The sequence below is a fragment of the Streptomyces sp. MA5143a genome (genome assembly GCF_900290235.1).
Lineage (GTDB): Bacteria > Actinomycetota > Actinomycetes > Streptomycetales > Streptomycetaceae > Streptomyces.
Genome location: NZ_OLMK01000036.1, coordinates 39,627 through 56,485, shown reverse-complemented (window position 1 = coordinate 56,485; position 16,859 = coordinate 39,627). Strand labels below are relative to the sequence as shown.

Annotated in this window: 12 protein-coding genes; 6 read left to right on the top strand and 6 right to left on the bottom strand. The window is 69.4% G+C overall.

Annotation, left to right across the window (positions count from 1 at the left end; genetic code table 11):
• Window positions 1-81 precede the first annotated feature (81 nt).
• Entirely contained in the window at window positions 82-2,445 is a 2,364-nt protein-coding gene (locus tag SMA5143A_RS18105; protein ID WP_181361912.1) for an MMPL family transporter, read from the bottom strand.
• A 160-nt stretch (window positions 2,446-2,605) separates the two neighbouring features.
• Between SMA5143A_RS18105 and SMA5143A_RS18100 the strand changes: the two genes are divergently transcribed.
• From SMA5143A_RS18100 to SMA5143A_RS18090, 3 genes are all read left to right on the top strand, one after another.
• Window positions 2,606-3,274 carry a TetR/AcrR family transcriptional regulator gene (locus SMA5143A_RS18100; protein ID WP_107463957.1) on the top strand — a complete coding sequence of 223 codons (669 nt, stop codon included), beginning with the start codon at window positions 2,606-2,608 and terminating at the stop codon, window positions 3,272-3,274.
• 134 nt (window positions 3,275-3,408) lie between these two features.
• On the top strand, window positions 3,409-3,648 hold the full coding sequence (locus tag SMA5143A_RS18095; RefSeq protein WP_107463956.1) for a heavy-metal-associated domain-containing protein: 240 nt from the start codon (window positions 3,409-3,411) through the stop codon (window positions 3,646-3,648).
• Between the two features lie 76 nt (window positions 3,649-3,724).
• Window positions 3,725-5,998 (top strand): heavy metal translocating P-type ATPase, encoded by a 2,274-nt coding sequence (locus tag SMA5143A_RS18090; protein ID WP_107463955.1) that lies wholly within the window; start codon window positions 3,725-3,727, stop codon window positions 5,996-5,998.
• 592 nt (window positions 5,999-6,590) lie between these two features.
• Here SMA5143A_RS18090 and SMA5143A_RS18085 read toward each other — a convergent pair.
• Together SMA5143A_RS18085 and recD2 are read right to left on the bottom strand one after the other, a co-directional pair.
• The gene (locus SMA5143A_RS18085) at window positions 6,591-7,880 is read right to left on the bottom strand and encodes a citrate synthase (RefSeq protein ID WP_055540764.1); all 1,290 of its coding nucleotides are present in this window, start codon (window positions 7,878-7,880) and stop codon (window positions 6,591-6,593) included.
• A gap of 271 nt (window positions 7,881-8,151) precedes the next feature.
• Window positions 8,152-10,410, bottom strand: a complete 2,259-nt coding sequence (gene recD2 / locus SMA5143A_RS18080) for an SF1B family DNA helicase RecD2 (RefSeq protein WP_107463954.1) — start codon at window positions 10,408-10,410, stop codon at window positions 8,152-8,154.
• 163 nt (window positions 10,411-10,573) lie between these two features.
• Between recD2 and SMA5143A_RS18075 the strand changes: the two genes are divergently transcribed.
• Complete coding sequence (locus SMA5143A_RS18075; protein ID WP_107463953.1) at window positions 10,574-13,594, top strand: MGH1-like glycoside hydrolase domain-containing protein; 3,021 nt, start codon at window positions 10,574-10,576, stop codon at window positions 13,592-13,594.
• A gap of 79 nt (window positions 13,595-13,673) precedes the next feature.
• Here the strand turns inward: SMA5143A_RS18075 and SMA5143A_RS18070 are convergent, their stop codons facing one another.
• Both SMA5143A_RS18070 and SMA5143A_RS18065 read right to left on the bottom strand, forming a co-directional pair.
• Window positions 13,674-13,859, bottom strand: a complete 186-nt coding sequence (locus SMA5143A_RS18070) for a DUF397 domain-containing protein (RefSeq protein WP_107463952.1) — start codon at window positions 13,857-13,859, stop codon at window positions 13,674-13,676.
• Window positions 13,860-13,867: 8 nt separating this feature from the next.
• Window positions 13,868-14,707, bottom strand: a complete 840-nt coding sequence (locus tag SMA5143A_RS18065) for a helix-turn-helix domain-containing protein (RefSeq protein ID WP_107463951.1) — start codon at window positions 14,705-14,707, stop codon at window positions 13,868-13,870.
• A 180-nt stretch (window positions 14,708-14,887) separates the two neighbouring features.
• Here SMA5143A_RS18065 and SMA5143A_RS18060 point away from each other — a divergent pair, with 180 nt between their 5' ends.
• On the top strand, window positions 14,888-15,292 hold the full coding sequence (locus tag SMA5143A_RS18060) for an ATP-binding protein (protein ID WP_107463950.1): 405 nt from the start codon (window positions 14,888-14,890) through the stop codon (window positions 15,290-15,292).
• Window positions 15,293-15,343: 51 nt separating this feature from the next.
• Window positions 15,344-15,781 carry a glutaredoxin domain-containing protein gene (locus SMA5143A_RS18055; protein ID WP_107463949.1) on the top strand — a complete coding sequence of 146 codons (438 nt, stop codon included), beginning with the start codon at window positions 15,344-15,346 and terminating at the stop codon, window positions 15,779-15,781.
• Between the two features lie 54 nt (window positions 15,782-15,835).
• Here the strand turns inward: SMA5143A_RS18055 and SMA5143A_RS18050 are convergent, their stop codons facing one another.
• Complete coding sequence (locus SMA5143A_RS18050; protein WP_107463948.1) at window positions 15,836-16,633, bottom strand: SDR family oxidoreductase; 798 nt, start codon at window positions 16,631-16,633, stop codon at window positions 15,836-15,838.
• Window positions 16,634-16,859 lie beyond the last annotated feature (226 nt).

Genomic DNA, 16,859 nt, shown 5'->3' with positions numbered 1-16,859 from the left:
GGCCGCGCCGTCTGCCTTCCGGCCGGCCGAGCTCACGGCCGGCCTGCCCACCGACCTGTCGGAGATCCTTTCCGGTGAACGCTAGCCAGAGATCTCCACCTTGTCGTGGTCGCTCTGCCTGTCGTGGTCGCCGGCGCCACTCTCCTCCTGGCGGTCGCTCTCCTGGTCGGCGCCGCTCTCCTCGTGGCGGTCGCTGTCGGCGCCGCTCCCCTTGTCCCGGTCGCTCTCCTCGCCATCGGCTGCGGTCTCCGTCGCGCTCCCGGTCGCGGTGGCGCGCGGGGCCGACTCGCCCTCGCTCAGGCCGAACCGCTCGTGGAACCTGCGCAGCGGGGCCGGGGCCCACCAGGTGGCGCGGCCGGTGAGCCGCATGAAGGCCGGGACGAGCAGGCTGCGCACGATCATCGCGTCCATGAGCACGGCGAGAGCGAGGCCCAGGCCGAGCATCTTGGTGTTCGTGACCCGTGAGGTGCCTATGGCGATCATCACGACGGCCAGGATGACGGCGGCGGCGGTGATGAGGCCGCCGGTGCGCTGGAGGCCGTGGCGGACGGCGGCCGTGTGGTCGCCGGTGTGGTCGTACTCCTCCTTGATGCGGGAGAGCAGGAAGACGCCGTAGTCCATGGAGAGGCCGAAGGCCACGCAGAACATCAGCACCGGCAGGGTCGTCTCGATGGAGCCGGAACTGGTGAAGCCCAGCAGGCCGGAGAGATGACCGTCCTGGAAGACCCAGATCATCGCGCCGAACATCGCGGTGAGGCTGAGCGCGTTCAGCAGGACCGCCTGGAGGGGGACCAGCACACTGCCGGTGAGCAGGAAGACCAGCAGGAGGGTGACCACGGCGATGAAGGAGAGGGCCAGCGGCAGGCCGCCGCCTATCGCCTCCTTGGTGTCGACCAGGACCGCTCCCGCACCCGTCACCGACGTCTTGAACGGGGCGTCGGCCGCCTCGGCCCGTATGTCGTGGACCAGGTCCTGCGCGGCCTCGTCGACCACGTCGCCCTTCGGCTGCACGGCGAAGTAGGCCGCGTCGCCGCTCACCACGGGGCCGTCCACCCGGAGCACATCGGGCAGGGCGGCGATCTCGTCCTTGTAGGCGGTGTACTGGGCCTCGGTCGCCCGGCCCTCGGCGAGGATCTCCAGACCGCCGCCGGGGGTGCCCGGGAAGTCCTCCCGGATGTGCTGCTGGACGACCCGGGACTCGGCGGAGGCCGGGAGCTGACGGTCGTCGGCCGAGCCGAACTTCACACCGAGGAAGGGCAGGCCGAGGAGGACCAGGCCGGCGGTGGTGGCGATGGCGAAGAAGGGGGCGCGGCGCATGACGAAGCCGGCCGTGCGGCCCCAGGCGGCACCCTCCTCGCGGGCGGGAGCCCCCTCGGCCCTGCGGCGCCTGAACAGCTTGCGCAGGTCGAGGGCGTTGACCCGCTCCCCGAGCAGCACGAGGGCCGCCGGGAGCACGATCAGGGCCGCCGCCGCGGCGAGCAGGACGACCGCGATGCCCGCGTAGGCGATGGACTTCAGGAACGCCTGGGGGAAGACCGCCATCGCGGCGAGCGAGACGGCGACCGTGAGCGCGGAGAAGAGGACCGTCCGCCCGGCGGTGCGCAGGGTGGTGGCCACGGCGGCCCGGGGGTCGGCGCCGGCGGACAGCTCCTCCCGGAAGCGGCGCACGATGAACAGGGCGTAGTCGATCGCGAGGCCGAGGCCCATGGCCGTGGTGAGGTTCAGCGCGAAGATCGAGACGTCGGTCACCTCGGTGAGGCCGCGCAGGATCGCGTTGGTGCCGAGGATGGCGACGACGCCCACGACGAGCGGCAGCAGGGCGGCGACCGCGCTGCCGAAGGCCATCACCAGCAGGACCAGGGTCACGGGCAGGGCGATCAGCTCGGCCCGCAGGAGGTCCTCCTGGATGACCGTCTGCATCTCGTGGCGCACGGCGACTATGCCGCCGATCTTGACCTCGACCGGGCCGTGCGTGCCGCGGAACTCCGGCGTGATGCGGTCCAGCGTCGCGTTCATCGTGGTCTCGTCGCCGGTCAGGCGGGCCGCTATCAGCGCCTGGCGGCCGTCCTCGGCGCGGAGGGTGGGGGCACCGGTCTGCCAGTAGGAGCCGACGCCCGTGACGCCCTTCTCCGCGGCGAGCCGCTCGGCCAGCCGCTTCGCCTCGGCGGCGACCGCCGGATCGTCGACCGGGGTGTCGCCCGCGTCGACCATCAGCAGCAGGTTCGGCTGGGAGTTCGGGAACTCGCGCTGGAGCGCCTTGGTCGCGTAGGTGGACTCGGCCTTGGGGTCCTCCCAGCCGCCGCTGGTCAGACGGTCGGCGACATCGCTGCCCGCGACGACCGCGAGGGCGGTGATCAGCAGGGCCACGAGCAGGGAGAGCCGGGGACGGGCGGTCACCAGTCTGGTCCAGCCTCCCGCTCGGGGTGGCCTGTTGACTTCGGTCATGGTGCGGTGTCCCCTTCACTCTGATCCGTGCCGTGCGCAGCCGGGCGGGCGGACGCGCCACGCCATAAACTGGCAAACACGAGACCTCGCTCGCGTTTCATCAGAATGCGAGCGACGACTCGTGTTTGTCAATCAGGTCCGAGAAGCTGGGGACAACCGCATGCCCACTCACCAGGAGCAGGAGCAGCCGCGCCGCCGCCAGGCCCGCGGCGAGCGCCGCATCGCCCAACTCCTCGAAGCCGCGGCCTCGGTGTTCACGTCGACCGGGTACGCGTCCGCGAGCACCAACGCGATCGCCCGCGAGGCGGGCGTCTCGCCGGGCACGCTGTACCAGTTCTTCCCGAACAAAGAGGCGATCGCGATCGAGCTGGGCCAGCGGCTGATGGCCGACATGCGGACGGCGTACGGCGAGGCGCTCGCACCGATCGATCCCGCGACCCCGCTGGAGCAGGCCGTGGCGGCCGCCGTCGACCGGTTCATCGACTTCAACTGCCACAACCCGGTGTTCTTCACCCTCATGCACGGCCCGGACGTCCCCGGCCGGATGGCGGAGGAGCACGACGCCCTCCACAACACCCTGATCACCCGGGTCGAGGACCTGCTCTCACCGCTCCTGCCGGACCGGCCGGCCGTCGCCGTCACCCGCATCGCGCACGTCTGCATGGCGCTCTACATGGCGGGCCTCGAACTGATCCTCGCCAGCGAGGGCGACGACCGCGAGGCGTACGTCCAGGAGCTGAAGGACGTGCTGTTCCGCTACCTCGACCCGCTGGTGGGCGACCGCCTCCGCGACGCACAGGCGGCCTCGGCCTCCACCCCGGCCCGCTGACCCCGGGGCCCCCTGACCCCCGCGCGCCCCACCCCGAGCGTCAGACCTCTCTTGGATTCATACCCCCTAGGGGTATAGGGTAGGGGATCCGAAGGGTTACCCGTATCCCAGACACCCCGACGAGGAGCAACGACATGACCGCCCAGACCGACACTCCCGGCTCCGTCACCGCCGTCTACAAGGTGAGCGGCATGAGCTGCGGCCACTGCGAAGGCGCCGTCTCCGGTGAGATCTCCGGGATCGCCGGTGTCTCCTCGGTGAAGGCCGTCGCCTCCAACGGCGAGGTCACCGTGGTCTCGGCCGCCCCGCTCGACGAGGAGGCCGTGCGCGCCGCCGTCGACGAGGCCGGCTTCGAGCTGGTCGGCACCGTCTGAGAACCGCCCGCCCAGGCGGGGCCCCGCCCCGCCCCGGGCCGCACCCGCGCACGTTCCCCGAAGCACGGACACGGACATGACCAGCACCACCGAAGTCACCCCCGCGGACGAGTCGGCCCATGAGGTCGAACTGATGATCGGCGGGATGACCTGCGCCTCCTGCGCGGCCCGCGTCGAGAAGAAGCTCAACCGCATGGACGGTGTGACCGCCACGGTGAACTACGCCACGGAGAAGGCGAAGATCGCCTACCCCTCGGGGGTCGAGGTCGCCGATCTCATCGCCACGGTGGTGAAGACGGGCTACACGGCCGAGGAACCGCCGCCGCCCGCGCCCCCGGCGGCGGACCCCGAGGCGGACCGGGAGCCGGGCGCGGACTCCCCGGCGGAGGACCCCGAGCTCGCCGCCCTGCGGCAGCGGCTCACCGTCTCGGCGCTGCTGGCCGCCCCGGTGGTCCTCATGTCCATGGTCCCGGCCCTCCAGTTCGACAACTGGCAGTGGCTCTCCCTGACACTGGCCGCGCCGGTCGTCGTATGGGGCGGGCTGCCCTTCCACCGGGCCGCCCTCACCAACCTCCGGCACGGCGCGGCCACGATGGACACCCTGGTCTCGCTCGGCACACTCGCGGCCTTCGGCTGGTCCCTGTGGGCCCTGTTCCGGGGGCACGCGGGCATGCCGGGCATGCGGCACGGCTTCGAGTTCGGCGTGTCCCGCACGGCGGGCTCCTCGACGATCTACCTGGAGGTGGCCGCCGGGGTCGTGGCGTTCATCCTGCTGGGCCGCTATCTGGAGGCCCGCTCCAAGCGCCGGGCGGGCGCCGCCCTCAAGGCGCTGCTGCACCTGGGCGCCAAGGACGTCTCGGTGCTGCGCGAGGGCCGCGAGACCCGGATCCCGGTGGAGCGGCTGGTGGTCGGCGACCGGTTCGTCGTCCGGCCAGGGGAGAAGTTCGCCACCGACGGCACCGTGGTCGAGGGCGCCTCCGCCGTCGACGCGTCCCTGCTGACCGGCGAGTCCGTGCCGGTGGACGTGGGCGCGGGCGACGCCGTCGCGGGCGCGACGGTGAACGCGGGTGGCCGGCTCGTCGTCGAGGCGACCCGCGTGGGAGCGGACACCCAGTTGGCACGGATGGCGCGGCTGGTGGAGGACGCGCAGAACGGCAAGGCGGAGGTGCAGCGGCTGGCCGACCGGATCTCCGCCGTGTTCGTGCCCGTCGTCCTCCTGATCGCGGTGGCCACGTTCGGCGGGTGGCTCGGCGTCACCGGCGACCCGACCGCGGCCTTCACCGCGGCCGTCGCGGTGCTGATCATCGCCTGCCCCTGCGCGCTGGGCCTGGCCACACCGACCGCCCTCATGGTCGGCACCGGCCGCGGCGCCCAGCTCGGCATCCTCATCCGGGGCCCGGAGGTGCTGGAGTCCACCCGCCGCGTCGACACGGTCGTCCTGGACAAGACCGGCACGGTCACCACCGGCCGGATGACCCTCCGGAAGGTGTACGCCGCCGAGGGCGTCCCCGAGGAGGACGTCCTGCGCCTCGCGGGCGCCGTCGAACACGCCTCCGAACACCCGGTCGCGCGGGCGGTCGCCGCGGGCGCCGAGGAGCGCCTCGGCCCCCTGCCGCCGGTCGAGCGTTTCCGGAACGAGCCCGGAAAGGGCGTACACGGCCGCGTGACGGGCCACGACGTGCAGGTGGGCCGGATCCACGACGGGCTCCTCCCCGAGGCGCTCAGCGCCGCCAAGGAGGCCGCGGAGGACGAGGGGCACACGGCGGTCGTGGTGGTCCGCGACGGCACGGCGGTCGGTGTCCTCACCGTCGCCGACGCGGTCAAGGACACCAGCGCCGAGGCCGTCCGGCGGCTGCGGGCGCTCGGACTGACCCCGGTCCTGCTGACCGGCGACAACACACGGGTGGCCCGGTCCGTGGCCGACGCCGTCGGCATCGCCCCCGACCAGGTGATCGCGGAGGTGCTGCCGCAGGACAAGGTCGACGTCGTACGGCGGCTCCAGGGCGAGGGCCGTACGGTCGCGATGGTCGGGGACGGGGTCAACGACGCCGCCGCGCTCGCCACCGCCGATCTGGGGCTCGCCATGGGGACGGGCACGGACGCGGCGATCGAGGCGAGCGACCTGACGCTGGTCCGCGGCGACCTGCGGGTGGCCGCGGACGCCATCCGGCTGTCCCGCCGCACCCTGGCCACCATCAAGGGAAACCTGGTGTGGGCCTTCGGTTACAACGTGGCCGCGCTGCCGCTGGCCGCCGCCGGACTGCTGAATCCGATGATCGCGGGGGCCGCAATGGCCTTTTCGTCCGTTTTCGTGGTCACGAACAGCTTGCGACTCAGGGCATTTGCGTGACGACCGGGTAAAAGTCCCTCTAGAGTCCGGAAGCAGCCTCACATAAGCTCTTCACAAGGCTCGCGCATGTTCCTTACGCTGGGGCCTCGGTCGCCGTATCGGGTCTCTTGCGCATCTTCAGGACATAAGGCAAGAGACGCAGATCACAGTGGCGCGAACGTAACCAACGAAGGGGTTCGTGAGTCTAAGTTGGCGATGTCAGAAGCGTCTTGGGGGGCGCGACTGGCATCTGGGGATGTCTTGGGGGACGTTCCCGGAATTGCGTTGCCGGGGCACGTACCCGGGGAGCTTTGAGCGGCCCTCCCGTACGTACGCGTCCCGGCAGACCGCACCTCACCGCACGACAACTTCATATACGCAGGACGGACCCGTCCTGCTCAGCGATTCAGGCGCTGGTCCACCAGACGCCCGGCCGGATCCCGTGGGGGGAATCCGCACCGGGACATGGGAAGGCGCCCTGCTCGCCGGCCCGTGGGGGGACCAGCGGCGCAGGGCGCCTTCTTTTCTGTGCCGGAGCAGCCGAAAGGGGCGCGGGGAACCGGGTGAACGGCTCCCACACACCCCACGACGGAGAACGGCCTCCGGAGAGCCCCTAGCGGGCCTCGACCGGAACGAAGTCGCGCTCGACGACGCCCGTGTAGATCTGGCGCGGACGACCGATCCGGGAACCCGGCTCCTTGATCATCTCGTGCCACTGGGCGATCCAGCCGGGCAGCCGGCCGAGGGCGAACAGGACCGTGAACATCTCGGTCGGGAAGCCCATCGCGCGGTAGATCAGACCCGTGTAGAAGTCCACGTTCGGGTAGAGGCTGCGCGAGACGAAGTAGTCGTCGGAGAGCGCGTGCTCCTCCAGCTTCAGGGCGATGTCCAGCAGCTCGTCGGACTTGCCGAGCGCGGAGAGGACATCGTGCGCGGCGGCCTTGATGATCTTGGCGCGCGGGTCGAAGTTCTTGTAGACCCGGTGGCCGAAGCCCATCAGCCGGACGCCGTCCTCCTTGTTCTTCACCTTGCGGATGAAGGAGTCGACGTCGCCGCCGGCGTCGCGGATGCCCTCCAGCATCTCCAGCACGGACTGGTTGGCCCCGCCGTGCAGCGGACCCCACAGCGCGGAGATACCGGCGGAGATCGAGGCGAACATGTTCGCCTGCGAGGAGCCGACCAGGCGGACCGTGGAGGTCGAACAGTTCTGCTCGTGGTCCGCGTGGAGGATGAGCAGCTTGTCGAGGGCCGAGACCACGACCGGGTCGAGCTCGTACTCCTGGGCGGGGACCGAGAAGGTCATGCGCAGGAAGTTCTCGACGTAGCCCAGGTCGTTGCGCGGGTAGACGAACGGGTGACCGATCGACTTCTTGTACGCGTAGGCCGCGATCGTCGGGAGCTTCGCGAGCAGACGGATCGTGGAGAGGTTGCGCTGCCGCTCGTCGAACGGGTTGTGGCTGTCCTGGTAGAACGTCGACAGGGCGCTGACCACGGAGGACAGCATCGCCATCGGGTGGGCGTCCCGGGGAAAGCCCCGGTAGAAGTTCTTGACGTCCTCGTGCAGCAGCGTGTGCTGGGTGATCTCGTTCTTGAAGGTGGAGAGCTCGTCGACCGTCGGGAGCTCGCCGTTGATCAGCAGATAGGCGACCTCCAGGAAGGTGGAGCGCTCGGCCAGCTGCTCGATCGGGTAGCCGCGGTAGCGGAGGATGCCCGCCTCGCCGTCCAGATACGTGATGGCGGATTTATAGGCGGCGGTGTTCCCGTAACCGCTGTCCAGGGTGACCAGACCGGTATGGGCCCGGAGCTTCCCGATGTCGAAGCCCTTGTCGCCGACGGTGCTGTCGATCACCGGGTAGGTGTACTCGCCGTCGCCGTACCGCAGTACTACAGAGTTGTCGCTCACGTCTTCCCTCACCGACGTAGTGCCTCATCTTCGAGGTGCCCTGACTGTCTCTACCATCCCCCAATTGGCTCAGGAGAGTGCACTCGGGGTCGACCATCGGGCCTATCGGCGGCACTGAGTGCCGCCAACTTGCTCATCCTGCCCGCTCCGTCCGGCATCTGGAAGGGCTGTGTGACCTTTGCGACTCATTTGATCGATCAAATTTCACTCACGTGACGCCGGGGAGTCGCGAGAGGGCCCTTCGATCGGTCCCCTCCCTAGATCCTGGGGGCTACAGGGCCCGGGGCGCGAGCCGGAAGTCGAGGGCCGTATACCGCCGGCCCGCGGACACCGTGCGCACCGCCTGGCCGAGGGCCTTGCGGGAGCCGACGAGGACGACCAGTTTCTTCGCCCGGGTCACCGCTGTGTAGAGCAGATTGCGCTGGAGCATCATCCAGGCGCCGGTGGTGACGGGGACGACCACCGCCGGGTACTCGCTGCCCTGGGAGCGGTGGATGGTCACCGCGTAGGCGTGCGCCAGTTCGTCCAGCTCGTCGAAGTCGTACGGCACCTCCTCGTCCTCGTCGGTGAGGACCGTCAGCCGCTGGTCGACCGGGTCGAGCGCGGTGACCACGCCGACGGTGCCGTTGAAGACGCCGTTGGCGCCCTTCTCGTAGTTGTTGCGGATCTGGGTGACCTTGTCGCCGACGCGGAAGACCCGGCCGCCGAACCGCTTCTCGGGCAGGTCGGGGCGGGCCGGGGTGATGGCCTGCTGCAACAGGCCGTTGAGGGTGCCGGCGCCGGCCGGGCCCCGGTGCATCGGCGCGAGCACCTGGACGTCCCGCCGGGGGTCCAGACCGAACTTGGCCGGAATCCGACGGGCCGCCACATCCACCGTGAGCCGCCCGGCGGCCTCCGTGTCCTCCTCGACGAAGAGGAAGAAGTCCTTCATGCCGTCGGTGACCGGGTGGTGCCCGGAGTTGATCCGGTGCGCGTTGGTCACCACACCGGACTGCTGGGCCTGCCGGAACACCTTGGTGAGGCGCACCGCGGGCACGGGACTGCCGTCGGCGAGCAGATCGCGCAGGACCTCGCCGGCGCCGACACTGGGCAACTGGTCGACGTCCCCGACGAACAGCAGGTGCGCGCCCGGGGGCACCGCCTTGACCAGCTTGTTGGCGAGGAGGAGGTCCAGCATGGACGCCTCGTCGACGACCACCAGGTCCGCGTCGAGGGGACGGTCCCTGTCGTAGGCCGCGTCGCCGCCGGGCTTCAGCTCCAGCAGGCGGTGGACGGTGGACGCCTCGGCGCCGGTCAGTTCGGCGAGGCGTTTGGCGGCGCGGCCGGTGGGGGCGGCGAGAACGACCTTGGCCTTCTTGGCGCGGGCGAGCTCCACGATCGAGCGGACCGTGAAGGACTTGCCGCAGCCGGGGCCGCCGGTCAGCACGGCCACCTTCTCGGTGAGCGCGAGCCGGACGGCGGCCTCCTGCTCGGGGGCCAGCTCCGCGCCCGTACGGCCCTGGAGCCAGGACAGCGCCTTGTCCCACGCCACGTCACGGAAGCCGGGCATGCGGTCCTCGTCCGTGCGCAGCAGGCGCGACACCTGGGCGGACAGGGAGAGTTCGGCGCGGTGGAAGGGGACCAGGTAGATGGCGGTGACCGGGTCCGAGCCGGGGTCGGGGCCGGGGACCTTCTCCCGTACGACTCCGGGCTCGCCCGACTCCTCGTCCGGCTGGGCGAGTTCGGCCAGGCACTCGATGACGAGGCCCGTGTCGACCTGGAGGAGCTTGACCGCGTCGGCGATCAGCCGCTCCTCGGGGAGGAAGCAGTGGCCCTGGTCGGTGGACTGCGACAGGGCGTACTGGAGGCCCGCCTTGACGCGCTCCGGGCTGTCGTGCGGTATGCCGACGGACTGGGCGATCTTGTCGGCGGTGAGGAAGCCGATGCCCCAGACGTCGGCGGCGAGGCGGTACGGCTGGTTCTTCACGACTCCGATCGAGGCGTCGCCATACTTCTTGTAGATGCGCACGGCGATGGACGTGGACACCTCGACCGTCTGGAGGAACAGCATCACCTCCTTGATCGCCTTCTGCTCCTCCCAGGCGTCGGCGATCTTCTTCGTGCGCTTGGGTCCGAGACCGGGTACCTCGATGAGGCGCTTCGGCTCCTCCTCGATGATCTGGAGCGTGTCCAGGCCGAAGTGCTGGGTGATGCGGTCGGCGAAGACGGGCCCGATGCCCTTGACCAGGCCGGAGCCGAGGTATCTGCGGATGCCCTGGACGGTGGCCGGCAGGACGGTGGTGTAGTTCTCCACGGTGAACTGCTTGCCGTACTGCGGGTGGGAGCCCCAACGGCCCTCCATGCGCAGCGACTCGCCGACCTGGGCGCCGAGGAGCGCGCCGACGACGGTCAGCAGATCACCGCCGCCGCGGCCGGTGTCCACGCGGGCGACCGTGTAGCCGTTCTCCTCGTTGGCGTACGTGATGCGCTCCAGCACGCCTTCGAGCACGGCGAGCCGGCGTTCGCCGGTCCCCGTCTGATTCGCCACCATGATCCGACGCTACCGCCCGGGTCCGACAACGCGGTTGGCTCACCGCGAACACCCCTATTGACTTTCCTTCCGGCCTGTCACTACGGTCTCGCAGAATTTCGAACAGCGTTCGTCATATCGAACATTTCGAACCGCCGCATGAGTGCCCGACGGAGGACTCTCTGTGCGTTACCGCCTCAGACGCAGCCGCGCCCTCGCCGCCCTGTGCGGCTCGGTGCTGTCCATCAGTCTGCTGTCCGCCGGGCCGGGCGCGACGTCCGCGCAGGCCGCCGACGACCCCGACGCCGTCGCGCTGGACAAGGACGCGATCCTCGCGGCCAACCAGCTCGACGAGCCCCAGTGGTACAAGGACAACATCCCGTTCCTCGACACCCCCGACAACGACATCGACGACGTCTACTACTACCGGTGGAGCACCTTCAAGCGCGCGCTGCGCTACACGGTGCCGGGCACCGGGTACGTGTCGACCGAGTACGACGTCCCGATCGGCTACGCCGGGAACCCGTACACCGCGCTCCCGGACGCCACCGGCTACCACCTGCTGGACGGCCGCTGGCTGCACAACCGGGACTACGCGGGTGACTACCTGGACTTCTGGCTGCGCGGGGCGGGCAACTCGGGCGTACGCAACTTCAGCGAGTGGATCACGAGTGCCGCGTACCAGCGGTACCTCGTCACCGGGGACGCCGCGCAGATCAAGTCCGCGCTCCCCCACCTCATCGCGCTGTACAAGCGGTGGGACTCCAACTTCAACAACGACATCACGGTCGACGGCACGCAGTCCACCAGCGACCTCTTCCACCAGAGCCCGCTGTCCGACGCCACGGAGTACACCGAGACGTCGATGCACAGCAGCAACTGGTTCAGCGGAGGCCGTGGCTACCGGCCCACCATCAACGCGTACATGTACGCCGCCGCCCAGGCGATCAGCAAGATCGCCGCCATGAACGGCGACACGGCGACCGCGGACGACTACGACGCCAAGGCCGCACAGCTCAAGTCGGCCGTGCAGAACTCGCTGTGGGACCCGCAGCGCAACTTCTTCATGCAGGTCTACAACACGGACAGCACCAACGGCACCCTGAAGCAGACCAGGACGACCTGGCGGGAGCTGATGGGCTACGCCCCCTGGGCGTTCAACCTGCCCGACGCCCAGTACTCGTCGGCGTGGAAGTACCTGAACGATCCCAAGCGGTTCAAGGCGCCGTTCGGGCCCACGACGCTGGAGCGGGTGCACGACTTCGAGGCCGAGCAGGCCACCGTCAACCACGCGAACATCTTCAACGGGTCCACGGCCTCCAACGGCAAGTACGTCGGCCAGATCGACTTCGACGACAGTTACGTCGCCTTCACCGTGAACGCGCCCGGCGCCGGGACGTACCCCGTGACCGTGCACTACGCCAACGGCACGTCCGGCACGTCGACCCACAAGCTGATCGTGAACGACGACACCGCGAACCCGATCACGGTCGGCTACGCACCCACCGGGGCCTGGCAGAAGTTCTCCGAGACACAGTCCGTGACCGTGCAGGTCCCCATGAAGGCCGGGGCCAACACGCTGAAGTTCGCCAAGGGCACGAGCTTCGCCGAGATCGACCGGATCACCGCGAACCCGTACTTCAACTACCAGGCGATACCCGCCCAGCAGAAGCGCGACGACGCCAACTGCTGCCACTGGAACGGTCCGAGCTGGCCGTTCCAGACCAGCCAGGTCCTGACGGGTCTCGCGAACCTGCTCCAGGACTATCCCGCGCAGAGCTTCGTCACCAAGAGCGACTACCAGACGATGCTGGCCCAGTTCGCCGACCTCCAGCACAAGGACGGCAAGCCCTACATCGCCGAGGCCGCCAACGGTGACACCGGCGAGTGGATCTACGACGGGTTCAACTTCAGCGAGAACTACAACCACTCCAGCTTCAACGACCTGGTGCTCACCGGTCTGCTGGGCATCAAGCCGCAGGCGAACAACACGCTGGTGCTGAAGCCGCTGGTCCCGTCGGGCTGGGACTACTTCGCGGTGGAGAGCCTCCCGTACCACGGCCACACCTACTCGATCCGCTGGGACCGGGACGGCTCGCACTACGGCAAGGGCAGCGGGCTCCAGATCTTCCAGGACGGCGTCCGCATCCACCAGTCCTCGACGGTCGGCAACACCACCGTGAACGTGGCCGCCCCCGTCACCCCGGCGCAGCCCCCGCGGCTGATGAACGTGGCGGCCAACCCGCTCACGGCCGAGCAGGACTGGCTGGGCCGCGCCATCACCCAGCCCTACCCGAAGGCCTTCGCCTCCTACACCAACACCGTCTCCAACGGCCCGCACTGCCACAGTGGCCAGACCTGCAAGCCCACCACGTTCGACGCGCCGCTGCGGGCCACGGACGGCTGGATCCGCTACGACAAGATCCCCGACGACCGGTGGACCAACTCCGGCTCGCCGAACGCCACCGACCACCTCGGCGTCGACTTCGGGGCGCCCCGCAAGATCAACGAGGTGAAGTTCTACACCTACGACGACGGCGCGAACATCCGCGTCCCGGCGAGCTACACCGTCCAGTACCTCAAGGACGGGGCGTGGGTGAACGTCCCGGGCCAGACGAAGAGTCCGGCGACCCCGGCCGCGAACAACGCCAACGAGGTGACCTTCCCGACGATCACGACCTCCCAGTTCCGGGTGGTCTTCACCCCGCAGGCGGGCAAGTTCGTCGGCGTCACCGAGTTGGAGTCCTGGTACCCGGAGACACCGCGGGTGAAGATCGTCAACAAGAACAGCGTCCTGGAGCTCGGGATCGCCGGTTCCTCGATCGCCGCCGGTGGCGCCGTCCAGCAGCAGAGCGCCAGTGACAGCGCCAACCACTGGTGGAGGATCGTTCCGGCCGAGAACGGCTACTACAAGATCTTCAACACCAACAGCGGTCAGGTCCTCGGCGTCAAGGACGCGTCCAAGACCGCCGGCGCGGCGGCGTTGCAGTGGGGGGACACGCTGACCCCCGACCATCTGTGGTCGATCGTCGACGCGGGCGGTGGCTACGCCAAGATCGTCAACAAGAACAGCGGGCTGGTGCTGGGGATCGACGGGATGTCCAAGGCGTCCGGGGCTCCGGCCCTGCAATGGGACGACAACGGGACCGCCGACCATCTGTGGAGCATCACGGCGGAGGACGGGTCCACGCCGTTCACGTCCTGAGCCGACCGTCGAGGTCCGCCGAGGCCCCCTGGGGGGTGCGGCGGGCCTCGGCCGTTTTCCGGCTGCGCCCCGGGAACGGTCAGCGGCGGGGGCGCGCCTTCAGGGCTTCGAGGAAGGGGGCGAAGGCGGCGACGGGGAAGGTGAGGGTGCGGGCGGTGGGGGTTTTGGAGTCGCGGACGGCTATGTGGGTGGGGGAGGTGGCTATCTCCACGCAGTTATCACCGTCGCCTTCGCCGGAGTGGGACGACTTGCGCCAGTTGCTCATCGGGGGCCTCACAACTCTTTCGCCAGCCGGTTGATGAAGTCACGCGACCTGTCCGGTGCGAGTGACACCGCCTCCACCTTACGGAAGCGCGTTCGATAGCTGGCGAGTTGAGCTTCGGAGTCGATGAGCATCGAGCCGTGAGGGGCGTCGCGTACCACCGTGTCCAGCTTGGCGACCGGACCACCGACGTAGGTCATCACACTGGAGGCCCTGGCGAAGCCGTCGAGGTCGAAGGGGATGACGCGCAAGGTGATCCGGTCCGTCTCCGACAGCCCCACCAGCCGGGTGAGTTGGGCCCTGGCGGCAGCCCGGTCGCCGACCCTGATGCGGAGCGCGGCCTCATGGATCACGATCTCGTGCGGGAAGGCGACCTTCCCCTGCCTGGCCATACGATGGCGTACGCGCAGGTCGAGTTCCTCCTGGGTGAGTTCAGGAACTCGTGACGCGAAGACCGCACGGGCATAGTCCTCGGTCTGGAGGAGGCCGGGGACATACAGGACGGCCACATCCCGTTGGTACGCCGCGTGGTGATCGAGCTCCGACAAGTCCAGGAAGGGTGTCGGCAACCTCCCCCGGTACTCCTCCCACCAGCCCTGCGTCCGGTCCGCGGCCATCGCGACCAGGGCGTTGACGAACTCCTCGTCAGTGCAGGCATAGTGGGACGCGAGACGGCGCAACCGTTCCTCGCTCACACCGATGAGCCCCGACTCGATGTGGCTGATCTGCACCCTGTTCGCACCGAGAAGCGCCGCCGACTGGACTGCTGTCAGGCCGGCGGCTTCGCGGAGCCTGCGCAGTTCGATGCCCAGCCGCACCTGCCGAGCCGTTGGTTCACGCCTCTGGACCATGCGTTGCTCTCCTCTTTCGGGGGCGGAATCCACATCCGGCTTGCCTGGGGTTACAGGTTACCCCTACCGTCTGTGACACGACGAACACACTACGGAAGCGCACCGCTCCGTCGCGCCATGACGGCTTCGGCAATGCCACCGTGTGCGAACCCTCCTTCCTCTCCCCGGAGTTGATGACCCATGCCCGAAACCTGGGACTACACCCTCCACATCCCCAACGACCCCAGAGCCGTGACCATCTGCCGCCGCACCCTGCGGCTGATCCTCACCCTGCACGGCCTCGTCAACCTCGTGGACACCGCCGAACTTCTCGCGACCGAACTGGTCTCCAATGCTGTACTGCACACGAAGGGACCCGCCGCGCTCCGGGTGCGGAGGTCACCGGAGGGGACGGTGTGGATCGGGGCCTGGGACGCCGACCCCGAACCGCCGGAACCACCACGGGGGTTGGAGCTGGTGGGTGAGCAGGAGGGCGGGCGGGGGCTGGGGCTCGTCGCGGCCTGTACGCAGTACTGGGGATGGATGCCGTCCGCCAGGTTCGGCAGTCCGGGCAAGTACGTGTGGTGCGAGCTGGCGGCGGCGTAGGGCGTTCCGGGAAGCGAGAAACAGTTCGACTCATCGCTAGGCTGCGGGATCATGATGCGCGCGTGGATCCTGCCGATACTGCTCGTGCTCTGCGGCTCGGTCGTCGCGGCCGCGCAGATCGTCAAGGGGGATGTCGGTACGGCCGCGGTACTCCTGCTGGTGTTCCTGCTGCTCGCCGGCGTGAACTCGCCCCTGATCTTCCCGAAGTCCATCGGTGCGCAGGAGGCGCAACGTCGCAGCGCGGTCGACGGTCGGCCCGTCGTGTTCTGGCGGCCGGGCTGTACGTACTGCATGCGACTTCGCCTCCGGCTGGGCCGCGACGCCGGGCGGGCGTACTGGGTGAACATCTGGCGTGACGCGGCGGGTGCCGCGGCGGTGCGGGCGGCCAACGACGGCAACGAGACCGTGCCGACCGTCGTCGTGGCGGGCCGGTCCCACACCAACCCCGACCCCGGCTGGGTGCGCGAACAGCTCTCTCGGGCCGTTTGATCGGCAACGGTGTCCTGGTCGAGCACGACGACGCCGCCTCCGCCGGTCGGGCGATCAGCCGGCGAAGCCACCGTTGCTCTTCAGGAGCTGCCCGTTGATCCACTGACCCTGCGGTGAGCACAGGAATGCAACGAGATGGGCGGTGTCCTGCGGGCTGCCCAGACGGCCCAGGGGCGTCCGGCCCAGTACGTGCTCCCGGATGTCCTCGGTCATCCAACCCGTGTCCACCGGGCCCGGGTTGATCACGTTGGCGGTGATCCCGAGGTGGGAGAGTTCGTGGGCGGCCGCCAGGGTGATGCGGTCGAGTGCGCCCTTGCTTGCTCCGTAGGGCAGGTTGCCGACGGTGTGGTCGCTGGTGAGGCTGATGACGCGTCCGGTTCCCGGGGGGCCCTGGAAGCGGCGGCCGTACTCGCGGATCAGCAGCCAGGTGGCGCGGGCGTTGACCGCGAAGTGGCGGTCGAAGCTCTCCAGCGTGGTGTCGAGCAGACCGGAGTCGACCGACTCGCAGTGGCACATCACCAGGGCGGTGATGCCGCCCAGGCGACGCTCGGCGGCATCGAAGACACGCTCAGCCGCCTCCGGGTCGGCGAGGTCCGCCTCGACCGCCACCACGTCGGCGCCTCGTTCGGCCAACGCCTCGGCGATGGTGTCCGCGGCGCCGGCCTCGGCACCCCAGGCCATGCGGGCGTCGTACGGCGTCCAGTACGTGAAGGCGACATCCCAACCCGCCTCGGCCAGCCGGTGAGCGATGCCCGCGCCGATGCCGACGGACCGGCCGACCCCGGTCACCAGCGCGACCGGCCTGACGGCATCACCTGGCGGCAGTTCTCCCGTAGTCGTCACAGGCGCCATCGTTCGGGCTGCGATGCGAGCGTGGCAACTCGATTCCTTCACGGTGTCAGATCACCGGGGCGGGCTATCGACGAGGGTGACGGAGCCGAGCCGGCCGTGTCGCCGCGCAGGAGCGCCCGAGCTCGGGCCTTGCGCCTCGCGGTGTCGGTCACGCCCCCTCGGTCACGATTGAATTTCGGCCACCCCCACGCTCTTGTTTCCGTCTGTGTAATCGATTCCAATCCTC